Here is a 25717-nt window from a genome sequence, read left to right as displayed (position 1 = left end):
CCGATTCGAGTGGGATCGGTTTCGGTCCCATCACGTCGCTGGAGGAGGTGGGTCCGGTCACTGGGACCGACGCAGGGACCGAACACGGCCAGGCGGAGCAGCCCGAGGGTCCGGGCAGGAGTGAGTCGACCGCCGAGCGCAGTGCGCGCTTCGAGCGGGACGCGCTCGAATTCCTCGACCAGATGTACTCGGCCGCGCTGCGCATGACACGCAATCCGGCCGACGCCGAGGACCTGGTGCAGGAGACGTACGCCAAGGCGTACGCGTCCTTCCACCAGTTCCGTGAGGGCACCAACCTCAAGGCGTGGCTGTACCGGATTCTCACGAACACGTTCATCAACTCGTACCGCAAGAAGCAGCGCGAGCCCCAGCGCAGCGCTGCCGAGGAGATCGAGGACTGGCAGCTCGCGCGTGCCGAGTCGCACATGTCGACCGGTCTGCGTTCCGCCGAGGCGCAGGCGCTCGACCACCTGCCCGACTCGGACGTCAAGGAAGCGCTGCAGGCCATCCCGGAGGAATTCCGGATCGCGGTCTATCTCGCGGACGTAGAGGGCTTTGCGTACAAGGAGATCGCGGACATCATGGGGACACCCATCGGTACGGTGATGTCCCGGCTGCACCGCGGCCGTCGTCAGCTGCGCGGCATGCTGGAGGACTACGCCCGTGACCGTGGCCTGGTCCCGGCCGGTGCCGGAGAGTCGAACGAAGCGAAAGGCTCGGGCTCATGAGCTGCGGAGAGCCGCACGAGACGGACTGCAGTGAAGTACTCGATCATCTCTACGAGTTCCTCGACCGGGAGATGCCGGACTCGGACTGCACCAAGTTCGAGGTCCACTTCGACGAGTGCTCTCCGTGCCTGGAGAAGTACGGGCTCGAACAGGCGGTGAAGAAGCTCGTCAAGCGCTGCTGCGGTCAGGACGACGTGCCGACCGACCTGCGCGCGAAGGTCATGGGGCGGCTCGACATGATCCGCTCCGGGCAGGCCGTGCCCGACCACGACGTGGCTGCCGAGAGCTGACCCCGCCGGACACCGCCAGACGTCGTCGGCCCCGCGAGAGCGGGGCCGATCGCCGTTTCTCTGCCTGCCTGCCTGCCTGCCTGCCTGTCGGTTCGGGGCTGGGACCTCAGATGTCCAGGCCGTTCTCGATCCTCTTCAGGCTGTGCCGGGCCAGCGCCAGGTTGCTGCGCGACCGGTCGAGCGCGACGTACAGGAAGAGCGCGCCCTTGCTGCTGGCCAGCGGGCGGATCAGGTGGTACTGCCTGCCCAGCGTGATCAGGATGTCCTCGATGGTGTCATCCATGTCCAGCGAGGCCAGCGTGCGCATCTTCGCCCGTACGACCTCGGTGTTTCCCGCCGCCGCGAGCTCCAGGTCGAGGCCCGGGCCGCCGCCGAGGGTGCCGAGCGACATACCGCTGTCGTAGTCGACGAGCGCCACTCCGAGCGCCCCGTCCACGGTCATGGCTTCCTTGAGCGCTGTCTCGATGTTCATTCTGCTGCCCCAATTCCTCAGTGACGCTGACCGGTCGCTGTCCGTGCAACTACGATCGAACTCAAGCGACTTGCGGGTCACAAAACATCAACTTCGGTGTGCGTTACGAAAGTTGTCGCTCAAAGTACTGTGCAGCGGTCGTACGCGAAGGGGGAATGGCGAAATGTCGACGGCAGTTGAGGCTTCACTGGCCCGGTTCCTCGACTCCCCCGGCGTCACCGGTGTCGCCCTCGTCGACGCCGTCACCGGCCTCACCTACGGAGTGGCGGGGGACACCACCGAGGCCGGGGACGGTTCGGAGAGTTCCGAGTTCGCCGCGCTCGTCACCGAACGGCTGGGCCGGGCGGGCGCCGAGGGCGAGCTGGAGAGCGTCGTCACGACCAGCGTGCACCGCCATCAGGTCCTGCTGACGGTGGGCCGCCCGGCCGGCGACCCGCTGCTGCTGACGGCCGGACTCGACCGGCAGCGGGTCAACCTCGCGCTCGCCGCGCGCAGCATGGGCGACCTGGCCGGCGAGGTGCTGGCATGACGGACCCCGCCGACAGATCCGACCCCACCCGTACGACCGGCACGAGAGCGCGGGTGAGTGCATGAGGGCATCCGCCGCGCGCAATCTGCCCGCGCTCCTGCTGGGGCTGCGCGAGGAGGGGTTCAGCGGCACGGTGCGGGTCGCGGGCACCCCGGGCGGCACGCTCCACCTGCGCGACGGCCTCGTGGGCGCGATCGAGACACCGGGGGCGCCGACCGCCACCTCGGCACTGCTGACCTCGGGCCGGATCGGCGACGAGGACTGGCTCGCAGCGTGCGCCGCACAGCGCGACGCGGAACTGCTCGGTGAACACCTGGTCGCCGACAAACTGGTGGGCGCCGTCGAGCTCGAAGTCATCTGCACGGCCGCCGTGTTCGACGCGGCCTTCGCCATGTCACTGGGCGGGCCCGGTAGTTGGGAGCTGAGTGACCGGGAGCCGGCGCTTCTCGCCCGACCGGGCGTGGAACCACGGCAGTTGACCGACGAGACCACGCGTCGGATCGCGCTGCTCACCCGCCTGTGGGGAACCCCGGGCGAACTGGCCCGCGTGCGGCCCGTACCCGGTACGGGGGTTGTCGAGGGGCCGCTGTCCGCTCGGCACGAGAACATCCTGAACCAGGTCAACGGGCGCCGTACGGCCCGGGACCTCGCTTTCGCGCTGGGGCGCGGGCTGTACGCCGTGATGCTGGACCTGGTCCGCATGGAGTCGTACGGGTTGCTCCGGTGGGAGACCCCGACCGTCCCCGGCGGCCGGCCCAGCACGGCGCCACGCGTCACCCCCGGCCGTACGCCGGCCGCCGGGCCGCCGGCGCCGTCGAGAACCGAGCCGCTGCCGAGGCGGATGCCCCGTGGCGGAGAGAAAGGGGGGAAGTGAGTGCGGACGATGGAAGAGATGACCCAGGCACCGACCGACGTGCTGACGAAAGCACCGACCGATGCGCTGATGAGAACGAAGAGGGAAACGGCGAGCGAAACGGCGAGGGAAACGCGTCGGAGGGCGCGGACCAGGAACACGACGACCAAGGGGTGAGCACACCCCCTCTGCCCGTACGGAAGCCCCTTCCCGTACGGGGTGCGGCAAACCCCGCCCTGCTGGGCCCCTCGGCCGAAGAACTGGCCGCCGACCAACCCTCTGTCGAGACGCTGCGGCGGGTCCGCCATGCGTTGCGCGCTCTTCCTGAGCCCGACTGACCGCAAGGAGTACGTCCCATGGGTCCCTTGAGCCCCCCGAGCCCCTCGAATCCCCAGAGCGACGATCCCCAGTCTGCCCAGGCATCCCAGCTGACCGACATCCTGACCGCGTTGCGGGAGCGGGTGATGGGAGTCTCCGAGAGTGTCCTGTCCACGGTGGACGGCCTTCTCGTCGTGGCCGACGCGGACACCGTGCACCCCGAGTCGGTCGCCGCGCTCGCCGCCGCGACGCTCGGGGTGAGCCGCCGTATCGCCGAGCAGGCGAAGGTCGGCGCCCTGCGCGAGGTGGTCGCCCGGTGCGGCTCCGGGCACGTGATCGTGCTGGCCGTCGGCGAACGCGCCCTGCTGACCGTCGTGGGCGACGACGGGCTGGACATCGCCGCGTTCCAGCGTGAGTCCCCGGCCGCGGTCGAGGACTTGGCCAAGGTCCTGGCGGCGGACGTGGCGTACTGAGGCGGAAGCCGCGCGAGGGTGGAGGCCGTCCGCGAAGGTCTCGTACGTCTCGTACCGTCGCCGGTTACGTCTGATACGCCCGCTTCCCTCTAACGGGCTAATCTGCGGCTCCTGAGGCCTGAGATTCGCCCAATGCCTCCGTACGGCCGCTGCCGGTCGCCCTATCCTCCATGTCCCGGGGCCTGGTCAGGCTCGCGCCGAACGCCCGGTCGGCGCCGGTCCGGGACACGGGGGAGGGAGCGCCATGCGGTCGATCACACCGTGGGCGCGTGTCTACGTCATCGCCGTCGCCGCCGGGGCCGTCCTCTGCGCGGCGCCCGTCCGGTACGCGCACGCCCCCTGGGGCGCCGTGGCGCTGTTCGCCGCGCTGTGCGCGGCGTGCGAGCAGCTCGCGGTCGGCCGGTTCGGCGGCGGCGCGGGGTACGAGGGGCCGGGTGCCGCCGGTCCCGGTGGCACCGGCGGCGGACCGCCCCGCTGGCACACGCCCGTCCTGCTCGCCGGCGCCTTCCTGCTGCCGCCCGCCGCCGCCGCCCTCGTGCCACTGCCGGGCGCGCTCCTCGTGCGGGGCACGGAACGGACACCCTGGCCACGTCGGCTCTGGCGGGCCGGACAGCTCGGGATCGGCGCCTGGACGGCCTCGCGGGTGCACTGGTCGCTCGGCGGCCCCGACACGGTCGTCTCGTCCTACTTCCCGTACGCCCTGGCCGCCGCCGGAGCGGCCGTGGTCGCGTTCTGCCTGGTCCTGGCCCTGCTCGACGGCGGCATCCTGGCGCTCGCCGAACGGGTGCCGATACGGCTGGCCTGGCGGGGACTGTTCGTACGGTCCCTGGTGCCGGTCGGGGTGCACGGGCTCGCCGGGCTCATGATGGCCGTCCTGTGGCGCAGCCCGTACGGGCCCCTCGCCGCGCTGCTCGTGCTGCTCCCCATGTGGGTGTCGTGGTGGGTGTTCGCCCAGTACCACCGGGAGCGGGCGGCGCATCAGGCGACGATCAGGGCGCTCGTGCAGGCCGTCGACATCAAGGACGGGTACACGCGCGGGCACAGCGAGCGGGTCGGACAGGCGTCGATGGTGATCGCGCGGGAACTGGGCATGGACGACGAGCGGGTGGAAGTGCTGCGGTTCGCCGGGATCCTGCACGACGTCGGCAAGCTGGGCGTTCCCACGAGGCTGCTGCGCAAGGACGGGCCGCTGACCCCCGAGGAGCGGCGCGTGATCGAGCTGCACCCGGAGTACGGCCACGAGATGGTCCGGGGGATCGGCTTCCTCGGGGAGGCCCGGTCGGCGATCCTGCACCATCACGAACGGCTGGACGGGAGCGGGTACCCCTACGGGCTCGTCGGCAGCCAGATCCCGGAGTTCGCGCGGGTGGTCGCCGTCGCCGACGCGTTCGACGCGATGACGTCGACGCGGTCGTACAGCAGGGCGCGACCGGTGCGGGTCGCTCTCGCGGAGCTCGAACGGTGCGCGGGGACGCAGTTCGATCCGGTGATGGTGGGGGCGTTGGTGCGGGGGTTGGAGCGGCGGGGTGGATGGCATCCGGCGGTCACAGCCGACTCCGCCCCACCTGTTCGCAGCCGGACAACAATGCGCCCCGACGGCATCCCCGGCCAGGTCGGCAGTGAAGGCAGGGTGCGATGAGGGTCCTCGTCCGTGTCGCCGCCGCCCTGCTCGTCGCCGTCTCCCTTGCCCACACGCTCTGGTCCGGGCTCGACGAACGTGCCGTCGCGCTCTCCTTCGGGCTGCTCGTCATCGCCGGGGAGCTGACCCGGTGGAGCGGGCCCGGGGCGCGGGAGGCGGCGCCGCTCGCCGCCGCCGGGGCCCTGTCGTACGCGCTGCTCGGGGAGGACGCGGGACGGGCCACCCACCACGGCGCGCTCCAGGTGGTCACCGTCGTCGTCGCGGCCACCCTCGTCGGCTGTGTGCCGCACGTCGCGCGGGGACAGGGGCCGACCACCGACCACCTCGCCCGCCGGGTGCTCACCGCCGGGTTCGCCGCCATCTGTTTCCAACCCCTCTACAACCAGGGCGTGTTCGAGGCCTGGGGTGGCCCCGCCTACGTCCTCCTGCTGGTCGCGCTGCTCGTGCTCACCGCCCTCTGCGACGCCGTACTCGCCGCCGCGCTCACGCACGCGCGCACCGGCTGGCCCTTCGGCCCACTGCTGCGGGACGAGCTGCGGGCCACGCTGGGGATCGGGACGGCCGTGTGTGCCACCGGGATCGTCATGGCGCTCGCCGTCGCCGTCGTCGGGCTCTGGGCGCTGCCCGTCTTCTCGCTGCCCTTGCTCCTCACCCAGTTCGCCTTCCGGCGGTACGCGGCCGTGCGGGCCACCTACCGGCAGACCATCGCCTCCCTGGCCCGAGCCACCGAGATCGCCGGGTACACGCCGGCCGGCCACGCCCGGCGCGTCGCGGTGCTCAGCGGGGCGGTGGGCCGGGAGCTGGGGCTCTCCGAGCCGGAGCTGACCGTGCTGGAGTACGCGGCCCTCATGCACGACATCGGGCAGCTCAGCCTGGTCGACCCGGTACCGGCCGGCGCCACCGCCGTACTCCCGGTGGCGGAACAGCGCCGGATCGCGCTGCTCGGCGGGGCCGTCGTACGGCAGACGGGGGTGGCCGCGGCCGTCGCCGTGGTCGTCGAGCGGCAGGCCGATCCGTACCGGGAACAGCCCGTATCCGCGCGTATCGTGCGGGCCGTCAACGCCTACGACGAGAAGGTGCGGGACGCCGGAGCGGGCGGCCCGCTGCGGGCGCTGGAGGAGCTGCGGCTCGGTACCGGCCGGGACTATCAGCCCGAGGTGGTGGAATCCCTCGCGCGGGTACTCGCCAGGAATGGCGGCGTCGTCCGGGAGCGCATCGGTTGAAGATGGTGGTGGGAGAGGGGTGGACGGTCTTACGCTGCCCTCGGTTGGGTAACCCATGGGTAATGAGCGCCCCTCCAGCGGTCCGTGGTTGGATGCGAGGGAGAGGCTGTACGGGGGCAGAAGCCGGCCCACTCCACGGCACTGGCAGGCGGGAATCGTGAGGATCTTCGGCAAGGGGCGGCACCGGCCCTCCGCCTCATGGCGGCAGGCCACCGACCGGGCGTTCACGCTGATCGGCGACGGGCGGTACGAGGACGCGGGCGCGTTGCTGACACGTGCCGCCGATCTGGAACCCTGGCTGTCCGAGTCCTGGTTCAACCTGGCCCTGCTGCACAAGTTCCGGCACGACTGGGAACAGGCGAGGGCGGCCGGCCTGCGCGCCATCGCCCTGCTCGACCGGGAGACCGGGGCCCCCGACTGGTGGAACGTGGGCATCGCGGCCACGGCTCTGCAGGACTGGCCGCTGGCCCGTCGGGCCTGGCAGGCGTACGGGCTGCGGGTGCCCGGGGGCGCCGCTGCCGCCGGTGAGCCCGTCGGTATGGACCTGGGCAGCGCGGCCGTACGGCTGTCGCCGGAGGGCGAGGCCGAGGTCGTGTGGGGGCGGCGGCTCGACCCCGCGCGCGTCGAGGTGCTGTCGATTCCGCTGCCGTCCTCCGGGCGGCGCTGGGGCGAGGTCGTGCTGCACGACGGGGTGCCCCACGGGGAGCGGACCACCGTGGCCGGGCACTCCTACCCCGTCTTCGACGAGATCGAGCTGTGGGCGCCCTCGCCGGTGCCCACCTGGGTGGTCCTCCTGGAGGCCGCCGCCGAGGACGACAGGGACGCCCTGGAGCGGCTGGCGTCCGACGCGGGGTTCGCCGCGGAGGACTGGTCGTCGTCGGTGCGGTTGCTGTGCCGGATGTGTTCGGAGTCACGGATGCCGTCCGACGAGGGTGATGGGGAGCATCTCGATCCGCACGATCACAGTGAGCCGGGGCATCCCGGGCCGCTGGGGCACCGTACGGACGGGCAGTTCTGGGCGCCTGAGCGGGAGTGTGGCCTTGCGGCCCCGGCGTCTCTCGTGCGAGGGCTGCTGGACGGGTGGGTCGCCGACAGTCCGGATACTCGGGACTGGCGGGATCTGGAAGAGGTCTGCTGAGGCTCGTTGCCGGGTGCGGGGCCGTCGTGGCTTGTCGCGCAGTTCCCCGCGCCCCTAGGGGCGCCCCTGCGGGGCGGCTCCTACAGGGCGCTTCCCCGTACCCTGTATCAGCAACTCACCACCCCGGATTTTGTAGGAAGGCATCGTCGGCATGGCGCAGCAGGACACCGATCAGCAGCACGTGGGCGTGCTTCCCGTGGACGACGAGGGGTTCGTCGTCGACACCGAGGACGGCGAGGAGCGTGAGGCGGCCTGGCGTGAGCGGGGGACCTCGCGGCCCATCACGGTCGTCGGCAACCCGGTGCTGCACAAGGAGTGCCAGGACGTCACCGAGTTCGGCCCGGAACTGGACCAGTTGGTCGCGGACATGTTCGCCAGCCAGCGCACCGCCGAGGGCGTGGGTCTGGCCGCCAACCAGGTCGGTGTCGACCTTAAGGTCTTCATCTACGACTGCCCCGACGACGACGGCGCCCGGCACACGGGTGTCATCTGCAACCCGAAGCTGGTCGAGCTGTCCGCCGACCGGCGTCGGCTGGACGACAGCAACGAGGGCTGCCTCTCGGTGCCGACCGCGTACGCGCCGCTGGCCCGGCCCGACTACGCCGAGGTGACCGGGCAGGACGAGAAGGGCAACCCCATCAAGGTGCGGGGCACCGGCTACTTCGCGCGCTGTCTGCAGCACGAGACCGATCACCTGTACGGATACCTGTACATCGACCGGCTCTCCAAGCGCGAGCGCAAGGACGCCCTGCGGCAGATGGCCGAGAACGAGCCCCGGTACCCCGTGGTCGCGAACGACTGACAACTTCTGACAACGCCTGAGGCAGGCGTACACCCGAACGGCTCCTGGTCAGGACGATGCCTGACCAGGAGCCGTTCGCATGTCCGTCGCACGTTCGATCGAAACCTGGACTCAAGTGCGCATACCGTGATCCGTAACCAGTCAAGTGAGCGGCGAATCTCGGCAGCTTGGGGTAGTGAAGGAAGCAAATGCGTTCCCAGAACGGTCAGTTGTGGTGCTGAATGGGAACTGCGGGGATACGCAACGGCGCACGCCCGGCACGGCGGGAGGGGTGTTGCGCCAACTCGCGGCTGAGAGGGGTTTGTTCGTGCCTGCTTTCCCACACAGCACCTCACCGGCGACACCAGCGGTAGCGATCCCACCATCACTGGCCTTACCGGTGATCGAGGCGGCGTTTCCCCGGCAACTGCACCCGTATTGGCCCCGACTGCAGGAGAAGACCAGGGCCTGGCTGCTGGAAAAACGCCTCATGCCACCGGACAAGGTCGCAGAATATGCCGACGGCCTTTGCTACACCGACCTCATGGCCGGGTACTACCTCGGCGCCCCGGACGACGTTCTCCAGGCGATAGCGGACTACAGCGCCTGGTTCTTCGTCTGGGACGACCGCCACGACCGTGACATCGTGCACGGCCGGCCCGCCGCCTGGCGGCAACTCAAGGAACTGCTCCATTCCGCGCTGGACGAACCCGGGCCCTATCTCCACCACCCGGATCCGCTGGTCGCGGGGTTCGCGGACAGCCTGCTGCGCCTGTACTCGTTCCTGGGCAGGAGGTGGAACGCCCGCTTCGCGCGGCACTTCCACGCGGTGATCAACGCGTACGACCGCGAATTCCGCAACCGTACAAACGGAACGGTGCCAAAAGTCGAGGAATACCTCGAACTGCGACGGCTCACCTTCGCGCACTGGATCTGGACCGATCTTCTGGAACCGAGCGCGGGATGCGAACTCCCCAACGTGGTGAGGAAGAACTCCGCATTCCGCCGGGCGGCTCTCCTGAGCCAGGAATTCGCCGCCTGGTACAACGACCTCTGCTCGCTTCCGAAGGAGATCGCGGGGGACGAGGTACACAATCTCGGGATCAGTCTCATCCGGCACGAGGGACTGACACTCGAGGAGGCCGTCGCGGAAATCAGGAGGCGGGTCGAGGGTGCCGTCCACGAATTCCTCGCGGCGGAAAAAGATGTGCGCCGTCTCGCCGCGTCACTCGACGACGGCAGCGTGCGAGGAAAAGAAACGAGCAGGGCCCTGAGTGCCTGTCTCGACAATATGCGGAACTGGTTCAGTTCCGTCTACTGGTTCCACCACGAGTCCGGCCGTTACATGGTCGACAACTGGGACGACCGCGCCACACCCCCGTACGTCAACAACGAAGCGGCAGGTGAGAAATGACCGTCGAATCAGTACGCCCCGCGTCCCCGGACACCAGGGAGCTGCCCGATCCGCCCTTCGCGGGCGGCGGTGTCCCGCTCCTCGGCCACGGCTGGCAGCTGGTCCGCGACCCGCTGGGCTACTTCGCCCGGCTCCGCGACCACGGCGACGTCGTACGGCTGAAACTCGGCCCCAAGACGGTGTACGCCGCCACCGCGCCGGACCTGGTCGGGGAACTCGCCCTCAACCCGGACTACATCATCGGCGGCCCGCTGTGGGAGTCCCTCGAAGGGCTGCTCGGCAAGCAGGGCGTGGCCACCGCCAACGGGCCCACCCACCGGCGTCAACGGCGCACCATCCAGCCCGCGTTCAGGCTGGACGTCCTCCCCGAGTACGGGCCGATCATGGAGGAGGAGGCGCAGGCGTTCGCCCGGCGCTGGCAGCCCGGCAAGATCATCGACTGCACCTCGGAGGCCTTCCGGGTCGCCGTGCGCATCGCGGCGCGCTGTCTGCTGCGCGGCGATTACATGGACGAGCGCGCCGAACGACTGTGCGCCGCGCTCGCCACGGTGTTCCTGGGGATGTACCGGCGCATGGTGATCCCGGCGGGACCGCTCTACCGGCTTCCCCTGCCTGCCAACCGCAAATTCGACCGGGCTCTGGCCGATATGCATCTCGTCGTCGACGAGATCGTGGCCGAACGCCGGGCATCCGGTCAGAATCCGGACGATCTGCTGACGGCGCTGCTGACAGCGAAGGACGAGAATGGCGACCCCATAGGCGAACAGGAGATCCACGATCAGGTCGTCGCCATAGTCACCCCGGGCGCCGAAACCGTCGCCTCCACGATCATGTCGCTGCTCCAGGTACTCGCCGAGCAGCCGGAACACGCGGACAAGGTGGCCGAGGAGGGAGAATCCGTCGCGGGCGACCGTCCGGTCGCATTCGCTGACGTCCGCGAGCTGGGGCACACGAACAATGTCGTCGTCGAGACGATGCGTTTGCAGCCACCCGTATGGATATTGACCCGGAGGGCGGTGGCCGAGACCGAGCTGGGCGGCTATCGGATTCCGTCCGGTGCCGATCTCGTGTACAGCCCGTACGCGATACAGCGCGATCCGCGTTCGTACGAGCGGAACACCGAGTTCGACCCCGACCGCTGGCTTCCGGAACGCGTCAAGGACCTGCCCAAGTACGCGATGACCCCGTTCGGTGTGGGCAATCGCAAGTGTCCGAGTGACCACTTCTCGATGGCCATGCTGACCATTCTCACGGCAGAGCTGGCGAGGAAGTGGCGTTTCGAACGGGTGCCCGAATCGCGGGACGCGCTCCGCGTGGGCATCACCCTGCACCCGGACCGGATGCTCCTGCGGGCGATACCCCGCTGAAGCGGCCCGGGTGGTCGCGCGGGCGTGCGTTCAGGCGGCCTCCGGGCCCTTGAACGTACGCCGGTACGCCTGCGGGGTCGTGCCCAGCGACCGTACGAACTGATGGCGCAGCGCCGCCGCGTTGCCGAACCCGGTGCGCCAGGCGATCGCGTCCATCGTCTCGTCCGTCGCCTCCAGCAACTGCTGGGCCAGCAGCACGCGTTGCCGCAGAATCCAGCGGTAGGGCGTGGTGCCGGTCTCCTGCTGGAAGCGGCGGGCGAAGGTTCGGGGCGACATGTGGGCGCGCTCGGCGAGCTGCTCGACGGTCACCTCCTCGTCGAGATGGCGCTCCATCCACACCAGCACCTCCCCGACCGTGTCGCACCGCGACCGGGGCAGGGGCCGCTCGATGTACTGGGCCTGTCCGCCGTCCCGGTGCGGCGGTACGACCATCCGCCGGGCGATGGCGTTGGCGACCTCGGGCCCGTGCTCCAGGCGTACGAGGTGCAGACAGGCGTCGATCCCGGCGGCCGTACCGGCGGAGGTGATCACCAGCCCGGTGTCGACGTACAGCACGTCCGGCTCGACCAGGACCCGCGGATAGCGCCGGGCCAGTTCCTCCGCGTGCCGCCAGTGCACCGCGCAGCGCAGGCCGTCCAGCAGTCCCGCGGCGGCGAGCACGAAGGCGCCGGAACACACGCTGAGCACCCGGGCGCCGCGCTCCACGGCCCGCCGCAGCGCGTCCAGCAGCTCCGGCGGGTACTCCCGGTTCACATAGGTCTCCCCGGCCGGTACGGCGATCAGATCGGCCGTCTCCAGCCGCTCCAGCCCGTGTTCCGTACCCACGGTGAAGCCCGCGTGGGTGGTCAGGGTCGGACCCTCGGCCGAGGCGACGGCGAAGTCGTACACCGGCAGGCCCTCGTCGCCGCGGTCCAGACCGAAGACCTCGCAGACGACACCGAGTTCAAAGGGATGCACTCCGTCGAGCAGGACGACGGCCACGTTTTCGAGCATGCTGCCAGTGTGCCTCGCCTTTGGCAGGAAATCGAGGGTGTGCGGCAGTCCTGCCACTGACGGTCAGGAGTGTTCGGGTCGAGACTGATGTCCATGAACACAGCAACGGACAACATCGTCGGAATCCTCGTCGTCGTCGCGATCTTCGCGGCCCTCGCCCTTCCGTCCCTGATCGGCATCGCCAAGGACCGTCGCATCGACCATCAGATCCGCGAGGCCGAGCGGGTTCGAGGGGAGGACGGGCCGATCGGCCCCACGGAGCGTCCCGCGCGGTGGCGCCTCTACTTCACCACCACGGCGACCCACCACTCCTGAATCCCCCGGCACGAGACCTGGCCTGGCCGGGCGGCGGCGCACAGCGGCCGCGTGGACTCCAGCCGGGTCCTGCCCGCCGATACGGCCTTGAAGGCGGCGCTCGCGTCGCCGGCTCGCAGCACGACCCCGCTGTTGGCCGCCTCCAGGCCGGCGCCGCTCGCCGTGAGCGGCTTCCAGGGCCGCTCGGAGGTTCCGTCGAGGCTGATGCGGACCGTGTCGCCCACCGTCAGGCACACCGTACGGCCGCTGTCGCGGGCGCCGAGCGTCGTCGTTGCCGCACAGCCCGCAGGACTGGGGGTCGGGCTCGCGCTCGTGTTCGGGCTCGTGCTCGCCGTGGAGGGGGCCGACACGCTGCTGCCGCCGTCCCTGCCGCTGTCACTCCGGTCGGCGCAGCCTGCGAGGGCGATGGTGAGAGTGAGTACCGGGAGGGCGAGGGTCGCGTGCCGGCGGATCGTTCGACGCATGGGGGAGCCTCCTTCTTCCGTTCGACGGGTGACCCGCACGTCCGGATCCCACACCGAAGCCCCGGCCGCGAAGGGCGGCGACCGGGGCTGGGTGCGAAGCGGTGATCAGCTGGTCGTGACGGCTGTGTCGTCGAGGACGAAGCTGGTCTGGAGCGAGGAGTCCTCGACACCGCTGAACTTCAGGGTGACGGTGGAGCCGGCGTACGAGGAGAGGTCGAAGGACTTCTGCGCGTAGCCCGAGGCGGCGTTGACGTTCGAGTACGTCGCCAGGGTGGTCGATCCGGCGGTGACCGTCAGCTTGTCGTAGGCGGTGCTGGTGGAGGTCTCCTTGGTGTCGACGTGCAGGTAGAAGGTGAAGGTGGCCTTGCAGCCGCTGGGCACGGTCACCGACTGGGACAGCGTGTCGGTGTGCGCGGAGCCGTACCCGTCCAGCCACGCGTAGTAGGACCCGGCGTGCGCCGACTCACTGGTGGAGTTGCTGATGACGCTGGTGGAGGCGGTCCAGGTGGTGTTGCCCGACTCGAAGCCGGGGTTGCCGAGCAGCTGGGACGAGGTGCAGGTGCCGCTGCTCGACCCGACGGTCCAGCTGAAGGAGGCTGAGCCGGAGGCGCCGGTGCTGTCCTTCGCGGTCACGGTGACCTGGTAGGTGCCCGCGGTGGACGCCGTACCGGAGATCAGGCCGGTCGAGCCGCTGATCGACAGCCCGGTCGGCAGACCGCTCGCGCTGTAGGTGAGGGTCGCCCCCGCGCTGTCGGACGCGCTGATCTGCAGGCTGACCGCGCCGCCGGTCGTGGTCGACCGACTGCCCGGGTTGGTGACGGTCACCGTGTTGCCCGTGCTGCTGCCCGAGGTGAAGGCGGTGGTGCCGTTGGGGGTGCCCCAGCCGGTCGGACCGTCGTAGCCGGTGGTCGCGGTGCAGAAGTACGAGGTCGAGCACGAGCCGTTGTTGCCGCTGGTGACGTCGTACAGGTTGCTCGTGTGGCTGTACGGGTACTTCGCCGGGTAGTCACTGGAACCCGGGGTGCCGGCCAGCGCGTACACGCCCGCGATGATCGGCGCCGAGGCGCTCGTACCACCGTAGACGGCCCAGCCGGAGCCGCCGTAGGTGTCGTAGACGGCCACACCGGTGGCGGGGTCGGCGACGGCCGAGACATCCGACTCCATGCGCTTGGCGCACCCGGTGTCGGTCTGCCAGCTCGGCTTGGCGTCGTACGCCGAGCAGCCGGACCCGGTCCCCTCCGTGCTGTTGGTCTTCCACACGGACTCGGTCCAGCCGCGGGAGTTGGAGGAGGTGGAGAGGGCGGTGCCGCCGACCGCGGTCACGTACTGGGAGGTTGCCGGGTACTCGGCGCCGTAGGCGCTGTCACCCGAGCTGACCGTGATCGCGACACCGGGGTGCTTGAAGTACGAGGTGTCCTCGGTGGTCTGGGATGACGCCTCGGCGCCGCCCCAGCTGTTGGAGACGAACTTCGCGCCGAGCGCCACGGCCTCGTTCTCGGCGATGCCGAGGTCGGAGTCGTTGGCGGAGCCGGCCTCGACAAGGATGATGTTGCAGTTGGGGCAGACGGCGCTGACCATGTCGAGGTCGAGCGCCTCTTCGCCGGCCCAGCCGGTGTCGTTGGTCGGCAGCGAGGTCGTCGAACCGGTCTGACTGACCTGCTTGAAGCAGCCGCTTGCCTTGGTGCAGGCGGACAGGCCGTACTGCGAACGGTAAGTGGCGAGGTCCGACTCGGCGTTGGGGTCGTTGTACGCGTCCACGACGGCGACTGTCAGGCCGGAGCCGCCGGTCGACGGGAGGTTGTAGGCGCTGTGCAGGTTGGCCGGGCTGAGCCCGGAGGGCGCGGCGGCAGCGGCCGCGGCGGCCAGCCGCTGCTTGATGTCGGTCCGGCGCTGGGCGAAACAGGAGGCTTGACCGGGCTCGGCGGTGGCGCACAGATGCGTGGTCGGCACCTTCTGGCCGGCCTTGCCGGTCGAGTGGAACGTCTGCCGGTCCGGGGAGGTGAGGGCCTTGGAGTTCTGGGTGACGTGCGAGGTGGGCGCGGGCGCGTGCACTGCCGGAGCGGCGTGCGCCGGTGCCGCGACGAGTCCGGCGAGGCTGAGGGCGAGGGCGGGTGCGGCGGCGACCAGGAGTCTTCGCAGGCTCCGCCGGGGCTTGTCGGTGCGTGTCTTACGCATGGGGGTACTGCCTCCGTCGTTGGAGTGGGGTTCTCGACGCGGGTGGCAGGCCTGTGACGCGCGTAGCGGCAGCAGTGCGCGATTTCGTCAGGGGCATGACACATTGAACGTTCTGTGATGCCGATGTGCGCATGACAGGATCGCCAGAAAAGTAGCCGGGGCCGACGAGACCGGAACAGATGTGCCGGAAGAACTTTGCCGCTCCATAGGAGGTCCATGGACGGCCGATGAGCGGTCCATGGGCGAAGCCGAGGTCTGGATGGTGCCGCACTTACTGTTCGGTAAGCCCGGCACCATCAGTGACAAGGCGTCAGAAATCCTCGTCGAGGTCGACCGTGCCCTCCACGGCCACCTGGTACGCCGACGGGCGGCGCTCGAAGAAGTTGGTCAGCTCCTGGACCCCTTGCAGCTCCATGAAGGAGAAGGGATTCTCGGAGCCGTACACCGGGGCGAAGCCCAGGCGCGCCAGCCGCTGGTCGGCGACGCACTCCAGGTACTGGCGCATCGACTCGGTGTTCATGCCCGGCAGGCCCTCACCGCACAGGTCCCGGCCGAACTGGAGTTCCGCCTCGACCGCCTCCCGCATCATGTCGGTCACCTGCTGCTGGAGCTGCTCGTCGAACAGCTCCGGCTCCTCCTTGCGGACGGTGTCGACCACCTCGAACGCGAAGCTCATGTGCATCGTCTCGTCCCGGAACACCCAGTTGGTGCCGGTGGCCAGACCGTGCAGCAGACCCCGGCTGCGGAACCAGTAGACGTACGCGAAAGCACCGTAGAAGAACAGGCCCTCGATGCACGCGGCGAAGCAGATGAGGTTGAGGAGGAAACGACGGCGGTCGGCCTTGGTCTCCAGCCGGTCGAGCTTCTCGACCTCGTTGATCCACCGGAAGCAGAACTCGGCCTTCTCGCGGATGGACGGGATGTTCTCCACCGCGTCGAAGGCGGCGGCCCGGTCCGCCGGGTCGGGGAGATAGGTGTCGAGCAGGGTCAGATAGAACTGGACGTGCACGGCCTCCTCGAACAGCTGGCGACTCAGATACAGCCGCGCCTCGGGGGAGTTGATGTGCTTGTAGAGCGTGAGCACCAGGTTGTTCGAGACGATCGAGTCGCCCGTCGCGAAGAACGCGACCAGCCGGCCGATCATGTGCCGCTCACCCTCGGACAGCTTCGCCAGGTCGGAGACGTCCGAGTGGAGGTCGACCTCCTCGACGGTCCAGGTGTTCTTGATGGCGTCCCGGTAGCGCTCGTAGAAGTCCGGATAACGCATGGGGCGGAGGGTCAGCTCGAAGCCCGGGTCGAGAAGGTTCTTCTCGGTCTTCTCAGGTGCGGTGGTCATTACTGGCAGGCCTCGCAGGACTCGGGGTTCTCAAGGGAGCAGGCGACGGCGTCTTCGGGCGACGGCTGCTGGACGGGGACAGCCGCCTGCGCGGCCCGGGCGATACGCGTCGCCGGGCGCGAGCGCAGGTAGTACGTCGTCTTCAGGCCCGACTTCCAGGCGTACGCGTACATCGAGGAGAGCTTGCCGATCGTCGGCGTCTCCAGGAACAGGTTCAGGGACTGCGACTGGTCCAGGAACGGGGTCCGCGCGGCGGCCATGTCGATGAGGCCGCGCTGCGGGATCTCCCACGCCGTGCGGTACAACGCCCGTACGTCGGCCGGGATCCAGGCGAAGCCCTGCACCGAGCCGTTCGACTCACGCAGCGCCTCGCGGGTGCGGGCATCCCACACGCCGAGGTCCTTGAGCTCCCGCACCAGGTACGAGTTGACCTGGAGGAACTCGCCGGAAAGCGTCTCGCGCTTGAACAGGTTGGACACCTGCGGCTCGATGCACTCGTACACCCCGGCGATCGAGGCGATGGTCGCGGTGGGCGCGATCGCCAGGAGCAGGGAGTTGCGCATCCCGGTCGAGGCGATCCGCTCGCGCAGCGCCGACCAGCGCTCGGGCCAGTTCAGCTCCACGTCGTAGTGGTCGGGGTGCAGCACACCCCGGGCCGTACGGGTCTTCTCCCAGGCCGGCAGCGGGCCGCTGCGCTCGGCGAGGTCGGCGGAGGCCTCGTACGCGGCGAGCATCACTCGCTCGGCGATGCGCGTGGACAGGGCCCTGGCCTCGGGCGAGTCGAAGGGGACGCGCAGCTTGAAGAAGACGTCCTGGAGGCCCATCGCGCCCAGGCCGACCGGGCGCCACCGGGCGTTCGAGCGGCCCGCCTGCTCGGTCGGGTAGAAGTTGATGTCGACGACCCGGTCGAGGAAGGTGACGGCGGTACGGACCGTGGCGTCCAGCCGCTCCCAGTCGATGTCCCCGGCCGCCGTGTCGACGAACGCGCCGAGGTTCACGGAACCCAGGTTGCAGACCGCCGTCTCCCCGTCGTCCGTGACCTCCAGGATCTCGGTGCACAGGTTCGAGGAGTGGACGACACTGCCCGGCTCCGCCGTCTGGTTGGCGGTGCGGTTGGCCGCGTCCTTGAACGTCATCCAGCCGTTGCCGGTCTGCGCGAGGGTACGCATCATGCGGCCGTACAGATCGCGGGCCGGGATGGTCTTCCGGGCGAGCCCGGACTCCTCGGCCGCGCGGTAGGCGGCGTCGAACCCGTCGCCCCACAGGTCGACCAGTTCGGGCACGTCGGAGGGGGAGAAGAGCGACCAGAGCGCGTCCGAGTCCACCCGGCGCATGAACTCGTCCGGGATCCAGTGCGCGAGGTTCAGGTTGTGCGTACGACGGGCGTCCTCACCCGTGTTGTCGCGCAGCTCCAGGAACTCCTCGATGTCCGAGTGCCAGGTCTCCAGGTAGACCGCGGCGGCGCCCTTGCGTCGGCCGCCCTGGTTCACGGCGGCGACGGAGGCGTCCAGCGTCTTCAGGAACGGGACGATGCCGTTGGAGTGCCCGTTGGTACCCCGGATCAGCGAACCGCGGCTGCGGATACGGGAGTACGACAGTCCGATGCCCCCGGCGTGCTTGGAGAGCCGGGCGACCTGGTGGTAGCGGTCGTAGATGGAGTCCAACTCGTCCAGGGGCGAGTCGAGGAGGTAGCAGGACGACATCTGGGGGTGCCGGGTACCGGAGTTGAAGAGGGTGGGGGAGGAGGGGAGGTAGTCGAGGTGGCTCATCAGCCGGTAGAGCGCGGCGACTTCGTCCAGCGCCCGAACGCCCGTTTTCGAATCAAGCGCAGTGTCCTCGGCGAGGCCGCTCGCCACCCGCAGCATGAAGTGCTGGGGCGTCTCGATGACCCGGCGGGTGATCGGGTGGCGCAGGAGATAGCGACTGTGGAGCGTCCGCAGCCCGAAGTATCCGAAGCGGTCGTCGCCCTCGACGTCGATCAGGGCGTCGAGACGGTCCGTGTGCAGCCGTACGAACTCGGCGGTGCGGTCGGCGATCAGGCCCTCCCGGTGCCCGACCGCGACCGACTCGGAGAAGGAGGTGACGCCCTGTGAGGCGGCCTCCGCGGCGACGGTGATGGTCAGCAGCCGGGCGGCCAGCCGGGAGTAGGAGGGGTCCTCGGAGATGAGGCCGGCCGCGGCTTCGGTGGCCAGCTCGCGCAGCTCCGACACATCGGCCCGTGCGGACCGGCCGCGCAGCGCGGCGGCGGCGACCCGTCCGGGGTCGGCGTCGGGAAGGTCGGCGGTCAGCTCGGTCAGGGTCCGCAGCAGCGCGGTTCCGGGACCGTCCGTCTCCACTGGGGCCACTGGGGTCGCTGAAGCCGGTTCGGCTGGCGCGATGGTCACAGGGGGGCTCTCCCTCGCTCGGCACGGGGCCTTGCGGAGGGCAGCGGGGCACACGGACGCCTTACGGGTACGCGTGCGTCCACCGGCCCACTCCACGAGGCCCGGACGTCAGGCGCCCGGACCGGTCGGCCGGGCACACCGTCGGCAGGTCCTCGGACTGGCCACGCGCACAAACATGCACGAGTACACCGTTGCGGGACAGTTCCGGATTCGCACCGGATTCCCCTGCGGCGACAGCGAGCATGAGCATACATCTTGTGCCGGGCCCTGAAGACACCCCCACATGTTGTGTCATGGCGGGAGTTGAGCGCCCCTCAGGGGCGCGGGGAACGGCGCGACAAGCCCCCACCGGGCCCGCGGACGAAGAACCGCGGACCCGGCGGAGCCCTCAGTGGGCGGAGCCCGCCGTCGCAGGCGGCAGTTCCACCGCCACGCCCGGATCTCCCGCGTCCGCCGTGTAGTCGGACGGCTTCGTCTCGTCCACGCCGTCCGGGGCCTTCAGCGCCTTCAGCACGAAGGTGAGGACCACCGTGACGGCGACGTTCAGGACGAACGCCGTCAGGCCGATGTAACCGATCTCACCGATCCCGGGGATCTCCTTCGAGCTGCCGCCGAAGTGCTTCTGCGTCGGAGACGCGACCCCGTAGGCCGCCAGCGTGCCGTACAGCATGCCGACCGCCCAGCCGGCCAGCAGGGCCCAGCGGTGGAACCAGCGGGTGAACAGGCCGCCGACGAGGGCCGGGAAGGTCTGCAGGATCCAGATGCCGCCCAGGAGCTGGAAGTTGATGGCGACCGTCTTGTCCATCGTCAGGACGAAGGCCAGCGCGCCCACCTTCACCAGGAGCGAGACCAGCTTGGAGACCTTGGTCTCCTGCGCCGGTGTCGCGTCGGGCTTGATGAAGTCCTTGTAGATGTTGCGGGTGAAGAGGTTCGCCGCCGCGATGGACATGATGGCCGCCGGGACGAGCGCCCCGATGCCGATCGCCGCGAAGGCCACACCGGCGAACCAGGACGGGAACATGTCCTCGAAGAGCTGCGGGATCGCCAACTGGGGGTTGGTGACCTTGACTCCGGCCGCGATCGCCATGAAGCCCAGCAGGGCGAGCAGCCCGAGCATCAGGGAGTACAGCGGCAGGATCGTCGTGTTGCGGCGGATCACCTCACGGCTCCTGGAGGAGAGCGTCGCCGTGATCGAGTGCGGGTACATGAACAGCGCGAGCGCGGAACCCAGCGCCAGCGTCGCGTAGGTCCACTGGCCGGCCTCGGCCGGGACCAGTGCGCCCGCCTTGGCGGCGGTGTACTTCTCGCTCGCCGCGCCGAAGACCTCGTCGAACCCGCCCAGTTTGATCGGGATGTAGATGATCGCCACCGCGATGACGATGTAGATCAGCGTGTCCTTCACGAACGCGATCAGAGCGGGGGCCCTGAGGCCGGAGGAGTATGTGTAGGCCGCCAGCACGCCGAACGCGATCAGCAGCGGGAGGTCCTTCACGAACCAGTTGGTGTTCTCGCCGCCGCCGACGCCCATGACGTCGAGGACCGCCTGGATGCCGACCAGTTGGAGCGCGATGTACGGCATGGTCGCGAGGATGCCGGTGACCGCCACCGCCAGCGAGAGGCCCTTCGAGCCGAAGCGGCCGCGCACGAAGTCCGAGGTCGTCACGTAGCCGTGCTTGTGGGAGACCGACCACAGGCGGGGCAGGAACGTGAAGATCAGCGGGTACACCAGGATCGTGTAGGGCACCGCGAAGAAGCCGGCCGCGCCCGCCGCGTAGATCGCCGCCGGTACGGCTACGAAGGTGTACGCGGTGTAGAGGTCGCCGCCGAGCAGGAACCAGGTGACCCAGGTGCCGAACGACCGTCCGCCCAGGCCCCATTCGTCGAGGCTGTGCTCGTTCTCGGCCTTGCGCCAGCGCGCGGCCATGAAGCCGACGACCGTGACGGCCAGGAAGAAGATGATGAAAACGGTGAGAGCCACGCCGTTCACGCCGTCGTTCACGCGTCCGCACCACCCTTCGCGGAGGCACGGGCGCGCTGGTCACGCCGCCAGAGCTGGTAGGCGGTCATCGTCAGCGCGGTGGACACGAGCACCCACAGCATCTGGTACCAGTAGAAGAACGGGATGCCGATGAACGTCGGATCGACCTTCGCGTACGAGCCCACCCACAGCATCGCGACGAAGGGTGCGAAGAGGCAGAGCCCGATGACGACGCGCATCGGAGTCACCACCGGTGGTTCCGCCACCGGTTGTCTCACTTCTGGCGCTTCTGACATGTCACAGCTCCGTCCCCTCACTGACTGCCTGCGAATACTGGTGATCACTTGTGCAACGCGCAGGAAATCTACGGGACGGCTTCGCTTTATGGAACCGTGCCGGGAGGTCGGGCGGGAGAGTGTTCTGTCGTCGGCAGGCCCTACTTGACAGGCCCTACTCGACGGGCCGCTTGAGTCGTGCCACGAACTTGTACCGGTCACCCCGGTAGACGGACCGCACCCACTCCACCGGCTGCCCGGTCCTGTCGAGCGAGTGCCGGGACAGCATCAGCATCGGCAGGCCCACGTCGGTGCCGAGCAGACCGGCCTCGCGCGGGGTGGCCAGGGAGGTCTCGATGGTCTCCTCGGCCTCCGCGAGATGGACGTCGTACACCTCGGCGAGGGCCGTGTAGAGGGACGTGTACTTGACGAGTGACCTGCGCAGGGCGGGGAAGCGCTTCGCGGAGAGGTGGGTGGTCTCTATGGCCATCGGCTCGCCGTTCGCCATCCGCAGCCGCTCGATGCGCAGGACGCGCCCGCCCGCCGTGATGTCGAGCAGTTCGGCCAGGGTGTCGTCGGCGGTGATGTAGCCGATGTCGAGTAGCTGCGAGGTGGGTTCGAGGCCCTGGGCGCGCATGTCCTCGGTGTACGAGGTGAGTTGCAGCGTCTGGGAGACCTTCGGCTTGGCGACGAAGGTGCCCTTGCCCTGGATCCGTTCGAGCCGGCCCTCGACGACCAGTTCCTGGAGGGCCTGGCGGACGGTCGTGCGGGAGGTGTCGAACTCCGCCGCCAGCGTGCGCTCGGGCGGGACCGGGGTGCCGGGCGCCTGGGTCTCCGTCATGTCGAGCAGATGCTTCTTCAGACGGTAGTACTTGGGCACGCGCGCGGTACGGACGGTGGGCCCACCCTCGTTCTCCGCACTGCTCACCTCGGTGCTCATGCTCCGCCTTCCCGGCTTCTGTCGCCGCTACGGCCGGCGCCCCGCCGGTCCACGTTCACATCGTGGCACGCCCGGCACCGCGATTGACCTGTGAATGGTCTCCTCGGGCCTTCGCGTGCTCCGTGATCCCTCTGTATACCTTCACGCCCCTCGCTGGTCTAGTCCACCGCAGGGAAAGTCCCGCCCAAGCTCGCGTCCCCGTGCTCCTTGGAAGTGGTCTACCTCGATTCGGAGAGATGTGCAGGCTATTTCCGCCACTTTCTTACTTAAAGGTTCCTGCATATGTAGGTCGCATAACGGCTGGTCAAAGCCATTCCCGCCCCCTTGACACCCTGTTTGGTCTGAGCCAAGCTCCGCCTACTGGTCTACACCATTGGTCCAGCTCCCTGAGGAGGTTGGCGTGAAGCGCAAGCTGATAGCCGCGATCGGTATCGCGGGCATGATGGTCTCCATCGCGGCATGCGGGAACAGTGACGGCGGAAGCTCGGACAACACCGGCGCCGACGCCAAGGAGCTGACCGTCTGGTTGACCGTGGACGCGCAGAACAACTGGCCCGAGCTGGTCAAGGCCGCCGACGCCACGCTGACGAAGGCGCACCCCGGCATCAAGATCAACCACGAGTACTACGGCTGGCCCGACAAGAACGCCAAGCTCGACGCCGTCCTGGCCACCGACAAGGCCCCCGACGTGGTCGAGATGGGCAACACCGAGATGCTCAGCTACATGGTCAAGGGCGCCTTCGCCCCCCTCGACCGGGCGAAGTTCGAGAACTCGGCCGCCTGGCTGGACGGCCTCAAGGCCTCCGTCACCTACGACGGCAAGACTTACGGCGTCCCGTACTACGCCGGTGGCCGCGTCGCCAACTGGCGCAAGGACGTGGCGGCTTCGGTCGGCATCACGTCGGTGCCGAAGACGTACACCGAACTCACCTCCGACCTGGACAAGATCCAGAAGAAGGAGGGCGGCAAGTACAACGCCTGGTACCAGCCCACCCGCGACTGGTACGCCGGTATGTCCTTCGTGTACGACGCCGGCGGCTCGATCGCCGAGGAGTCGGGCGGCCAGTGGAAGGCGACTCTCTCCTCACCGGAGTCCGTCAAGGGCCTCACCGAGTTCAGACACGTCATCGACAAGTACATGCACGGTGACAAGACCAAGGACGAGTCCGACCGCTACATCGTCTACGGCCAGGGCAGGACGAGCATGATCTTCGCCGCGGCCTGGGAGGGCGCGACCGCGGCGACGCCGGAGAACGACAAGACCGGCAAGCTCAAGGACAACCTGGTGAACTTCGTGATGCCCGGCCCGTCCGGCAAGAACATGCCGGTGTTCCTGGGCGGTTCGGACCTCGCCGTACCGGTGAAGTCGAAGGCGCAGACGGTCGCCGCCGAGTGGATCAACGCCTACACCGGAGCGAGCGGCCAGAAGGGCCTGATGGCCAAGGGCAACCTGCCCAACAACAAGACCGACCTCGCCACCCTGAAGAACGACCCGGCGACGGCGGTCCCGGCCACGGCGGCGGAGTCCAACTGGTTCGTGCCGATGGCACCGGGCTGGGGCCAGGTCGAGAAGGCCCAGATCCTCCAGACGATGCTGCAGAACATCGGCACCGGCAAGGAGACGGTCGAGGCCGCCGCGAAGGAAGCGGACGCGGCGATCGACAAGGTCATCAACACCAAGTAGCGACCCGACGCGGGGCCCTGTCACGGGGAGGGCCCCGCTCGCCCGCCACCTGAAGAACCTGTTCGACCGCAACGACCGTACGACCTGAGGGACCGCTGAGGAGCGCGCGGATGAGTGCCGCTGATACGACCACACCTGCCAAGCTGCCGCCGTCGACACGGTACGCGCCGCCATCGCCGCCGACCGGCCCGCAAGCCCCGCCGAGAAGGCGGACCCCGAAGGCCACCGCCGCGATTCCGTGGGCCCTGCTGGCGCCCTGTCTGCTGATCCTCGCGCTGGTCCTCGGCTATCCCCTCGTACGTCTGGTCACCCTGTCCTTCCAGAAGTTCGGGCAGTCCCAGCTGTGGGGCTTCCAGCCGGCCGAGTCGGTGGGCTTCGACAACTTCAGCGCGGTGCTCGGCGACAGCGAGTTCTGGGACGTAGTCGTCCGCACCATCGTCTTCGCCGGCGGCTCCGTGGTCCTCACGATGGTCGGCGGCATGCTGATCGCACTGCTGCTCCAGCGGGTCAGCGGCTGGATGAAGACACTCATCAACATCGTCCTGGTGGCCAGTTGGGGCATGCCGATCATCGTGGCGACCACCGTCTTCAAGTGGCTGTTCGACTCCGACTACGGGATCGTCAACGCCCTGCTGAGCAAGCTGCCGGGCGTCGAGCTGATCGGCCACAACTGGTTCGCGAGCGGACCGCAGGGTCTGGCCGTGATCATGCTGCTCGTCGTCTGGGGCGCGGTGCCGTTCGTGGTCATCACGCTCGGCGCGGGGCTGACCCAGGTCCCGAAGGAACTGGAGGAGGCGGCCCGGCTGGACGGCGCGGGCGCCTGGGGCGTCTTCCGTTACGTCACCCTCCCCATCCTCAAGCCGATCATCGTGATGCTCACGACCCTGTCGGTCATCTGGGACATGGGCGTGTTCCCCCAGGTGTTCGTCATGCGGGGCGGTCACCCGGAGGCCGAGTTCCAGCTCCTGACCACCTACTCCTACGACCGCGCCTTCGCCGTCAACGACTACGCCCAGGGCTCCGCGATCGCCCTGCTCACCGTGGTGCTGCTGCTCGGTGTCGTCGCTGTCTACATGCGCCAGATGCTGAAGATCGGAGAGGTCGAATGAGCACTGCCACTGTCTCCGGTCCCCGGAAGTCCAAACTCGGCTGGAACCTGCTGGGCCTGTTCGTCTTCCTGACGGCCGGCTTCCCCGTCTACTGGATGCTGAACACGGCGTTCAAACCGGCGAAGGACGCGATCGACCCCGATCCGAGCCTGTTCCCGACGGGCTTCACCCTCGCCAACTTCCGCCGCGCGCTGAACATCGCCGACTTCTGGGGCCCGGTCGGCCGCAGCCTGATCGTGTCCCTGACGGTGGTCGTGATCGGCATCGTGGTGGGCATGCTGGCGGCCCTCGCCATCTCCCGCTTCGCCTTCCGCGGCCGGAAGATCGTCATCGTCGGCATTCTGGCCGTGCAGATGGTCCCCCTGGTCGCGATGATCATCCCCGTGTTCCTGCTTCTCAACGACCTCGACCAGTACGACCGGCTGTCCGGCCTGATCATCACCTACCTCACCTTCATCCTTCCGTTCACGGTGTGGACCCTGCGCGGCTTCATCGTCAACATCCCGAAGGAACTGGAGGAGGCCGCGATGGTCGACGGCTGCTCCCGCACCACCGCATTCCTCCGCGTGGTCTTCCCCCTCCTCGCCCCCGGCCTGGTCGCCACCTCGGTCTACGGCTTCATCCAGGCCTGGAACGAGTACCTGTACGCCCTGATGCTGATGAGCCAGAAGAACCAGACCGCCACCGTCTGGCTCGGCAACTTCACCACCAAGCACGGCACCGAGTACGCCCCGATGATGGCCGGCTCCACGATGATGGCCGTGCCGATCGTCGTCCTCTTCCTCCTCGTCCAGCGCAAGATGGCCGCGGGCCTGACCGCGGGCGCCGTGAAGGGATAA

25 protein-coding genes and 1 riboswitch are annotated in these 25717 nt (G+C 69.0%); of the genes, 16 read left to right on the top strand and 9 right to left on the bottom strand.

The window, feature by feature from the left end:
* Positions 1–47 precede the first annotated feature (47 nt).
* Entirely contained in the window at positions 48–728 is a 681-nt protein-coding gene (gene sigR / locus QA861_RS14500; RefSeq protein WP_044474046.1) for an RNA polymerase sigma factor SigR, read from the top strand.
* Positions 725–1018 (top strand): mycothiol system anti-sigma-R factor, encoded by a 294-nt coding sequence (rsrA, locus tag QA861_RS14495; protein ID WP_006383419.1) that lies wholly within the window; start codon positions 725–727, stop codon positions 1016–1018. Before sigR ends, rsrA begins: the two co-directional genes overlap by 4 nt.
* A 106-nt stretch (positions 1019–1124) precedes the next feature.
* Here rsrA and QA861_RS14490 read toward each other — a convergent pair whose 3' ends face one another.
* Positions 1125–1490, bottom strand: coding sequence for a hypothetical protein (locus tag QA861_RS14490; RefSeq protein WP_334588741.1), 366 nt, complete (start codon positions 1488–1490; stop codon positions 1125–1127).
* Positions 1491–1653: 163 nt separating this feature from the next.
* Here QA861_RS14490 and QA861_RS14485 point away from each other — a divergent pair, with 163 nt between their 5' ends.
* The 10 genes from QA861_RS14485 (at position 1654) to QA861_RS14440 (ending at position 11225) form a co-directional block, all read left to right on the top strand.
* Positions 1654–2019: a hypothetical protein gene (locus QA861_RS14485; protein ID WP_334588740.1), complete on the top strand. Its 366-nt coding sequence runs from the start codon at positions 1654–1656 to the stop codon at positions 2017–2019.
* A gap of 61 nt (positions 2020–2080) precedes the next feature.
* Positions 2081–2893: a hypothetical protein gene (locus QA861_RS14480; RefSeq protein ID WP_334588739.1), complete on the top strand. Its 813-nt coding sequence runs from the start codon at positions 2081–2083 to the stop codon at positions 2891–2893.
* A gap of 152 nt (positions 2894–3045) precedes the next feature.
* Entirely contained in the window at positions 3046–3210 is a 165-nt protein-coding gene (locus tag QA861_RS14475) for a hypothetical protein (protein WP_329271121.1), read from the top strand.
* An 18-nt stretch (positions 3211–3228) separates the two neighbouring features.
* Entirely contained in the window at positions 3229–3663 is a 435-nt protein-coding gene (locus QA861_RS14470; RefSeq protein ID WP_334588738.1) for a roadblock/LC7 domain-containing protein, read from the top strand.
* 244 nt (positions 3664–3907) lie between these two features.
* Positions 3908–5302 carry an HD-GYP domain-containing protein gene (locus tag QA861_RS14465; protein ID WP_334588737.1) on the top strand — a complete coding sequence of 465 codons (1395 nt, stop codon included), beginning with the start codon at positions 3908–3910 and terminating at the stop codon, positions 5300–5302.
* Positions 5299–6525, top strand: a complete 1227-nt coding sequence (locus QA861_RS14460) for an HD-GYP domain-containing protein (protein ID WP_334588736.1) — start codon at positions 5299–5301, stop codon at positions 6523–6525. The genes QA861_RS14465 and QA861_RS14460 overlap by 4 nt, the downstream gene beginning before the upstream one ends.
* 157 nt (positions 6526–6682) lie before the next feature.
* A complete protein-coding gene (locus QA861_RS14455; RefSeq protein WP_334588735.1) occupies positions 6683–7663 on the top strand; it encodes a tetratricopeptide repeat protein in 981 nt (326 codons plus the stop codon).
* Between the two features lie 151 nt (positions 7664–7814).
* A complete protein-coding gene (gene def / locus QA861_RS14450; RefSeq protein WP_334588734.1) occupies positions 7815–8465 on the top strand; it encodes a peptide deformylase in 651 nt (216 codons plus the stop codon).
* Positions 8466–8772: 307 nt separating this feature from the next.
* Positions 8773–9858: an epi-isozizaene synthase gene (gene cyc1, locus QA861_RS14445; RefSeq protein ID WP_334590553.1), complete on the top strand. Its 1086-nt coding sequence runs from the start codon at positions 8773–8775 to the stop codon at positions 9856–9858.
* On the top strand, positions 9855–11225 hold the full coding sequence (locus QA861_RS14440) for a bifunctional albaflavenone monooxygenase/terpene synthase (RefSeq protein WP_334588733.1): 1371 nt from the start codon (positions 9855–9857) through the stop codon (positions 11223–11225). Before cyc1 ends, QA861_RS14440 begins: the two co-directional genes overlap by 4 nt.
* A gap of 30 nt (positions 11226–11255) precedes the next feature.
* Here the strand turns inward: QA861_RS14440 and QA861_RS14435 are convergent, their stop codons facing one another.
* Positions 11256–12218, bottom strand: coding sequence for a GlxA family transcriptional regulator (locus QA861_RS14435; protein WP_334588732.1), 963 nt, complete (start codon positions 12216–12218; stop codon positions 11256–11258).
* Positions 12219–12311: 93 nt separating this feature from the next.
* On the opposite strand from QA861_RS14435, the gene QA861_RS14430 reads away from it, so the two are divergent.
* The gene (locus tag QA861_RS14430) at positions 12312–12533 is read left to right on the top strand and encodes a hypothetical protein (RefSeq protein WP_334588731.1); all 222 of its coding nucleotides are present in this window, start codon (positions 12312–12314) and stop codon (positions 12531–12533) included.
* Here QA861_RS14430 and QA861_RS14425 read toward each other — a convergent pair.
* The 7 genes from QA861_RS14425 to QA861_RS14395 form a co-directional block, all read right to left on the bottom strand.
* Complete coding sequence (locus QA861_RS14425) at positions 12500–12997, bottom strand: hypothetical protein (RefSeq protein WP_334588730.1); 498 nt, start codon at positions 12995–12997, stop codon at positions 12500–12502. The two genes, QA861_RS14430 and QA861_RS14425, sit on opposite strands and share 34 nt — an antisense overlap.
* A 105-nt stretch (positions 12998–13102) precedes the next feature.
* Positions 13103–15172, bottom strand: a complete 2070-nt coding sequence (locus QA861_RS14420; RefSeq protein WP_334588729.1) for a putative Ig domain-containing protein — start codon at positions 15170–15172, stop codon at positions 13103–13105.
* A 310-nt stretch (positions 15173–15482) separates the two neighbouring features.
* Positions 15483–16508 carry a ribonucleotide-diphosphate reductase subunit beta gene (locus QA861_RS14415; protein WP_334588728.1) on the bottom strand — a complete coding sequence of 342 codons (1026 nt, stop codon included), beginning with the start codon at positions 16506–16508 and terminating at the stop codon, positions 15483–15485.
* Positions 16508–18892 carry a ribonucleoside-diphosphate reductase subunit alpha gene (locus QA861_RS14410; protein WP_334588727.1) on the bottom strand — a complete coding sequence of 795 codons (2385 nt, stop codon included), beginning with the start codon at positions 18890–18892 and terminating at the stop codon, positions 16508–16510. The genes QA861_RS14415 and QA861_RS14410 overlap by 1 nt, the downstream gene beginning before the upstream one ends.
* A 126-nt stretch (positions 18893–19018) precedes the next feature.
* Positions 19019–19142, bottom strand: a riboswitch (cobalamin riboswitch).
* Between the two features lie 138 nt (positions 19143–19280).
* Complete coding sequence (mctP, locus tag QA861_RS14405; RefSeq protein WP_334588725.1) at positions 19281–20891, bottom strand: monocarboxylate uptake permease MctP; 1611 nt, start codon at positions 20889–20891, stop codon at positions 19281–19283.
* Complete coding sequence (locus QA861_RS14400; protein ID WP_334588723.1) at positions 20888–21166, bottom strand: DUF3311 domain-containing protein; 279 nt, start codon at positions 21164–21166, stop codon at positions 20888–20890. The genes mctP and QA861_RS14400 overlap by 4 nt, the downstream gene beginning before the upstream one ends.
* A gap of 154 nt (positions 21167–21320) precedes the next feature.
* Entirely contained in the window at positions 21321–22085 is a 765-nt protein-coding gene (locus QA861_RS14395; RefSeq protein ID WP_044472682.1) for a GntR family transcriptional regulator, read from the bottom strand.
* A gap of 400 nt (positions 22086–22485) precedes the next feature.
* Between QA861_RS14395 and QA861_RS14390 the strand changes: the two genes are divergently transcribed.
* From QA861_RS14390 to QA861_RS14380, 3 genes are all read left to right on the top strand, one after another.
* On the top strand, positions 22486–23769 hold the full coding sequence (locus QA861_RS14390) for an extracellular solute-binding protein (protein ID WP_334588722.1): 1284 nt from the start codon (positions 22486–22488) through the stop codon (positions 23767–23769).
* Positions 23770–23879: 110 nt separating this feature from the next.
* Positions 23880–24878: a carbohydrate ABC transporter permease gene (locus QA861_RS14385; protein ID WP_334588721.1), complete on the top strand. Its 999-nt coding sequence runs from the start codon at positions 23880–23882 to the stop codon at positions 24876–24878.
* Positions 24875–25717 carry a carbohydrate ABC transporter permease gene (locus QA861_RS14380; protein ID WP_334588720.1) on the top strand — a complete coding sequence of 281 codons (843 nt, stop codon included), beginning with the start codon at positions 24875–24877 and terminating at the stop codon, positions 25715–25717. Before QA861_RS14385 ends, QA861_RS14380 begins: the two co-directional genes overlap by 4 nt.

Source organism: Streptomyces sp. B21-083, assembly GCF_036898825.1.
In the GTDB taxonomy this organism is placed as follows: Bacteria; Actinomycetota; Actinomycetes; order Streptomycetales; family Streptomycetaceae; genus Streptomyces.
The sequence above is the reverse complement of the archived record's forward strand: the minus strand, read 5'-3'. Positions and strand labels throughout refer to the sequence as shown.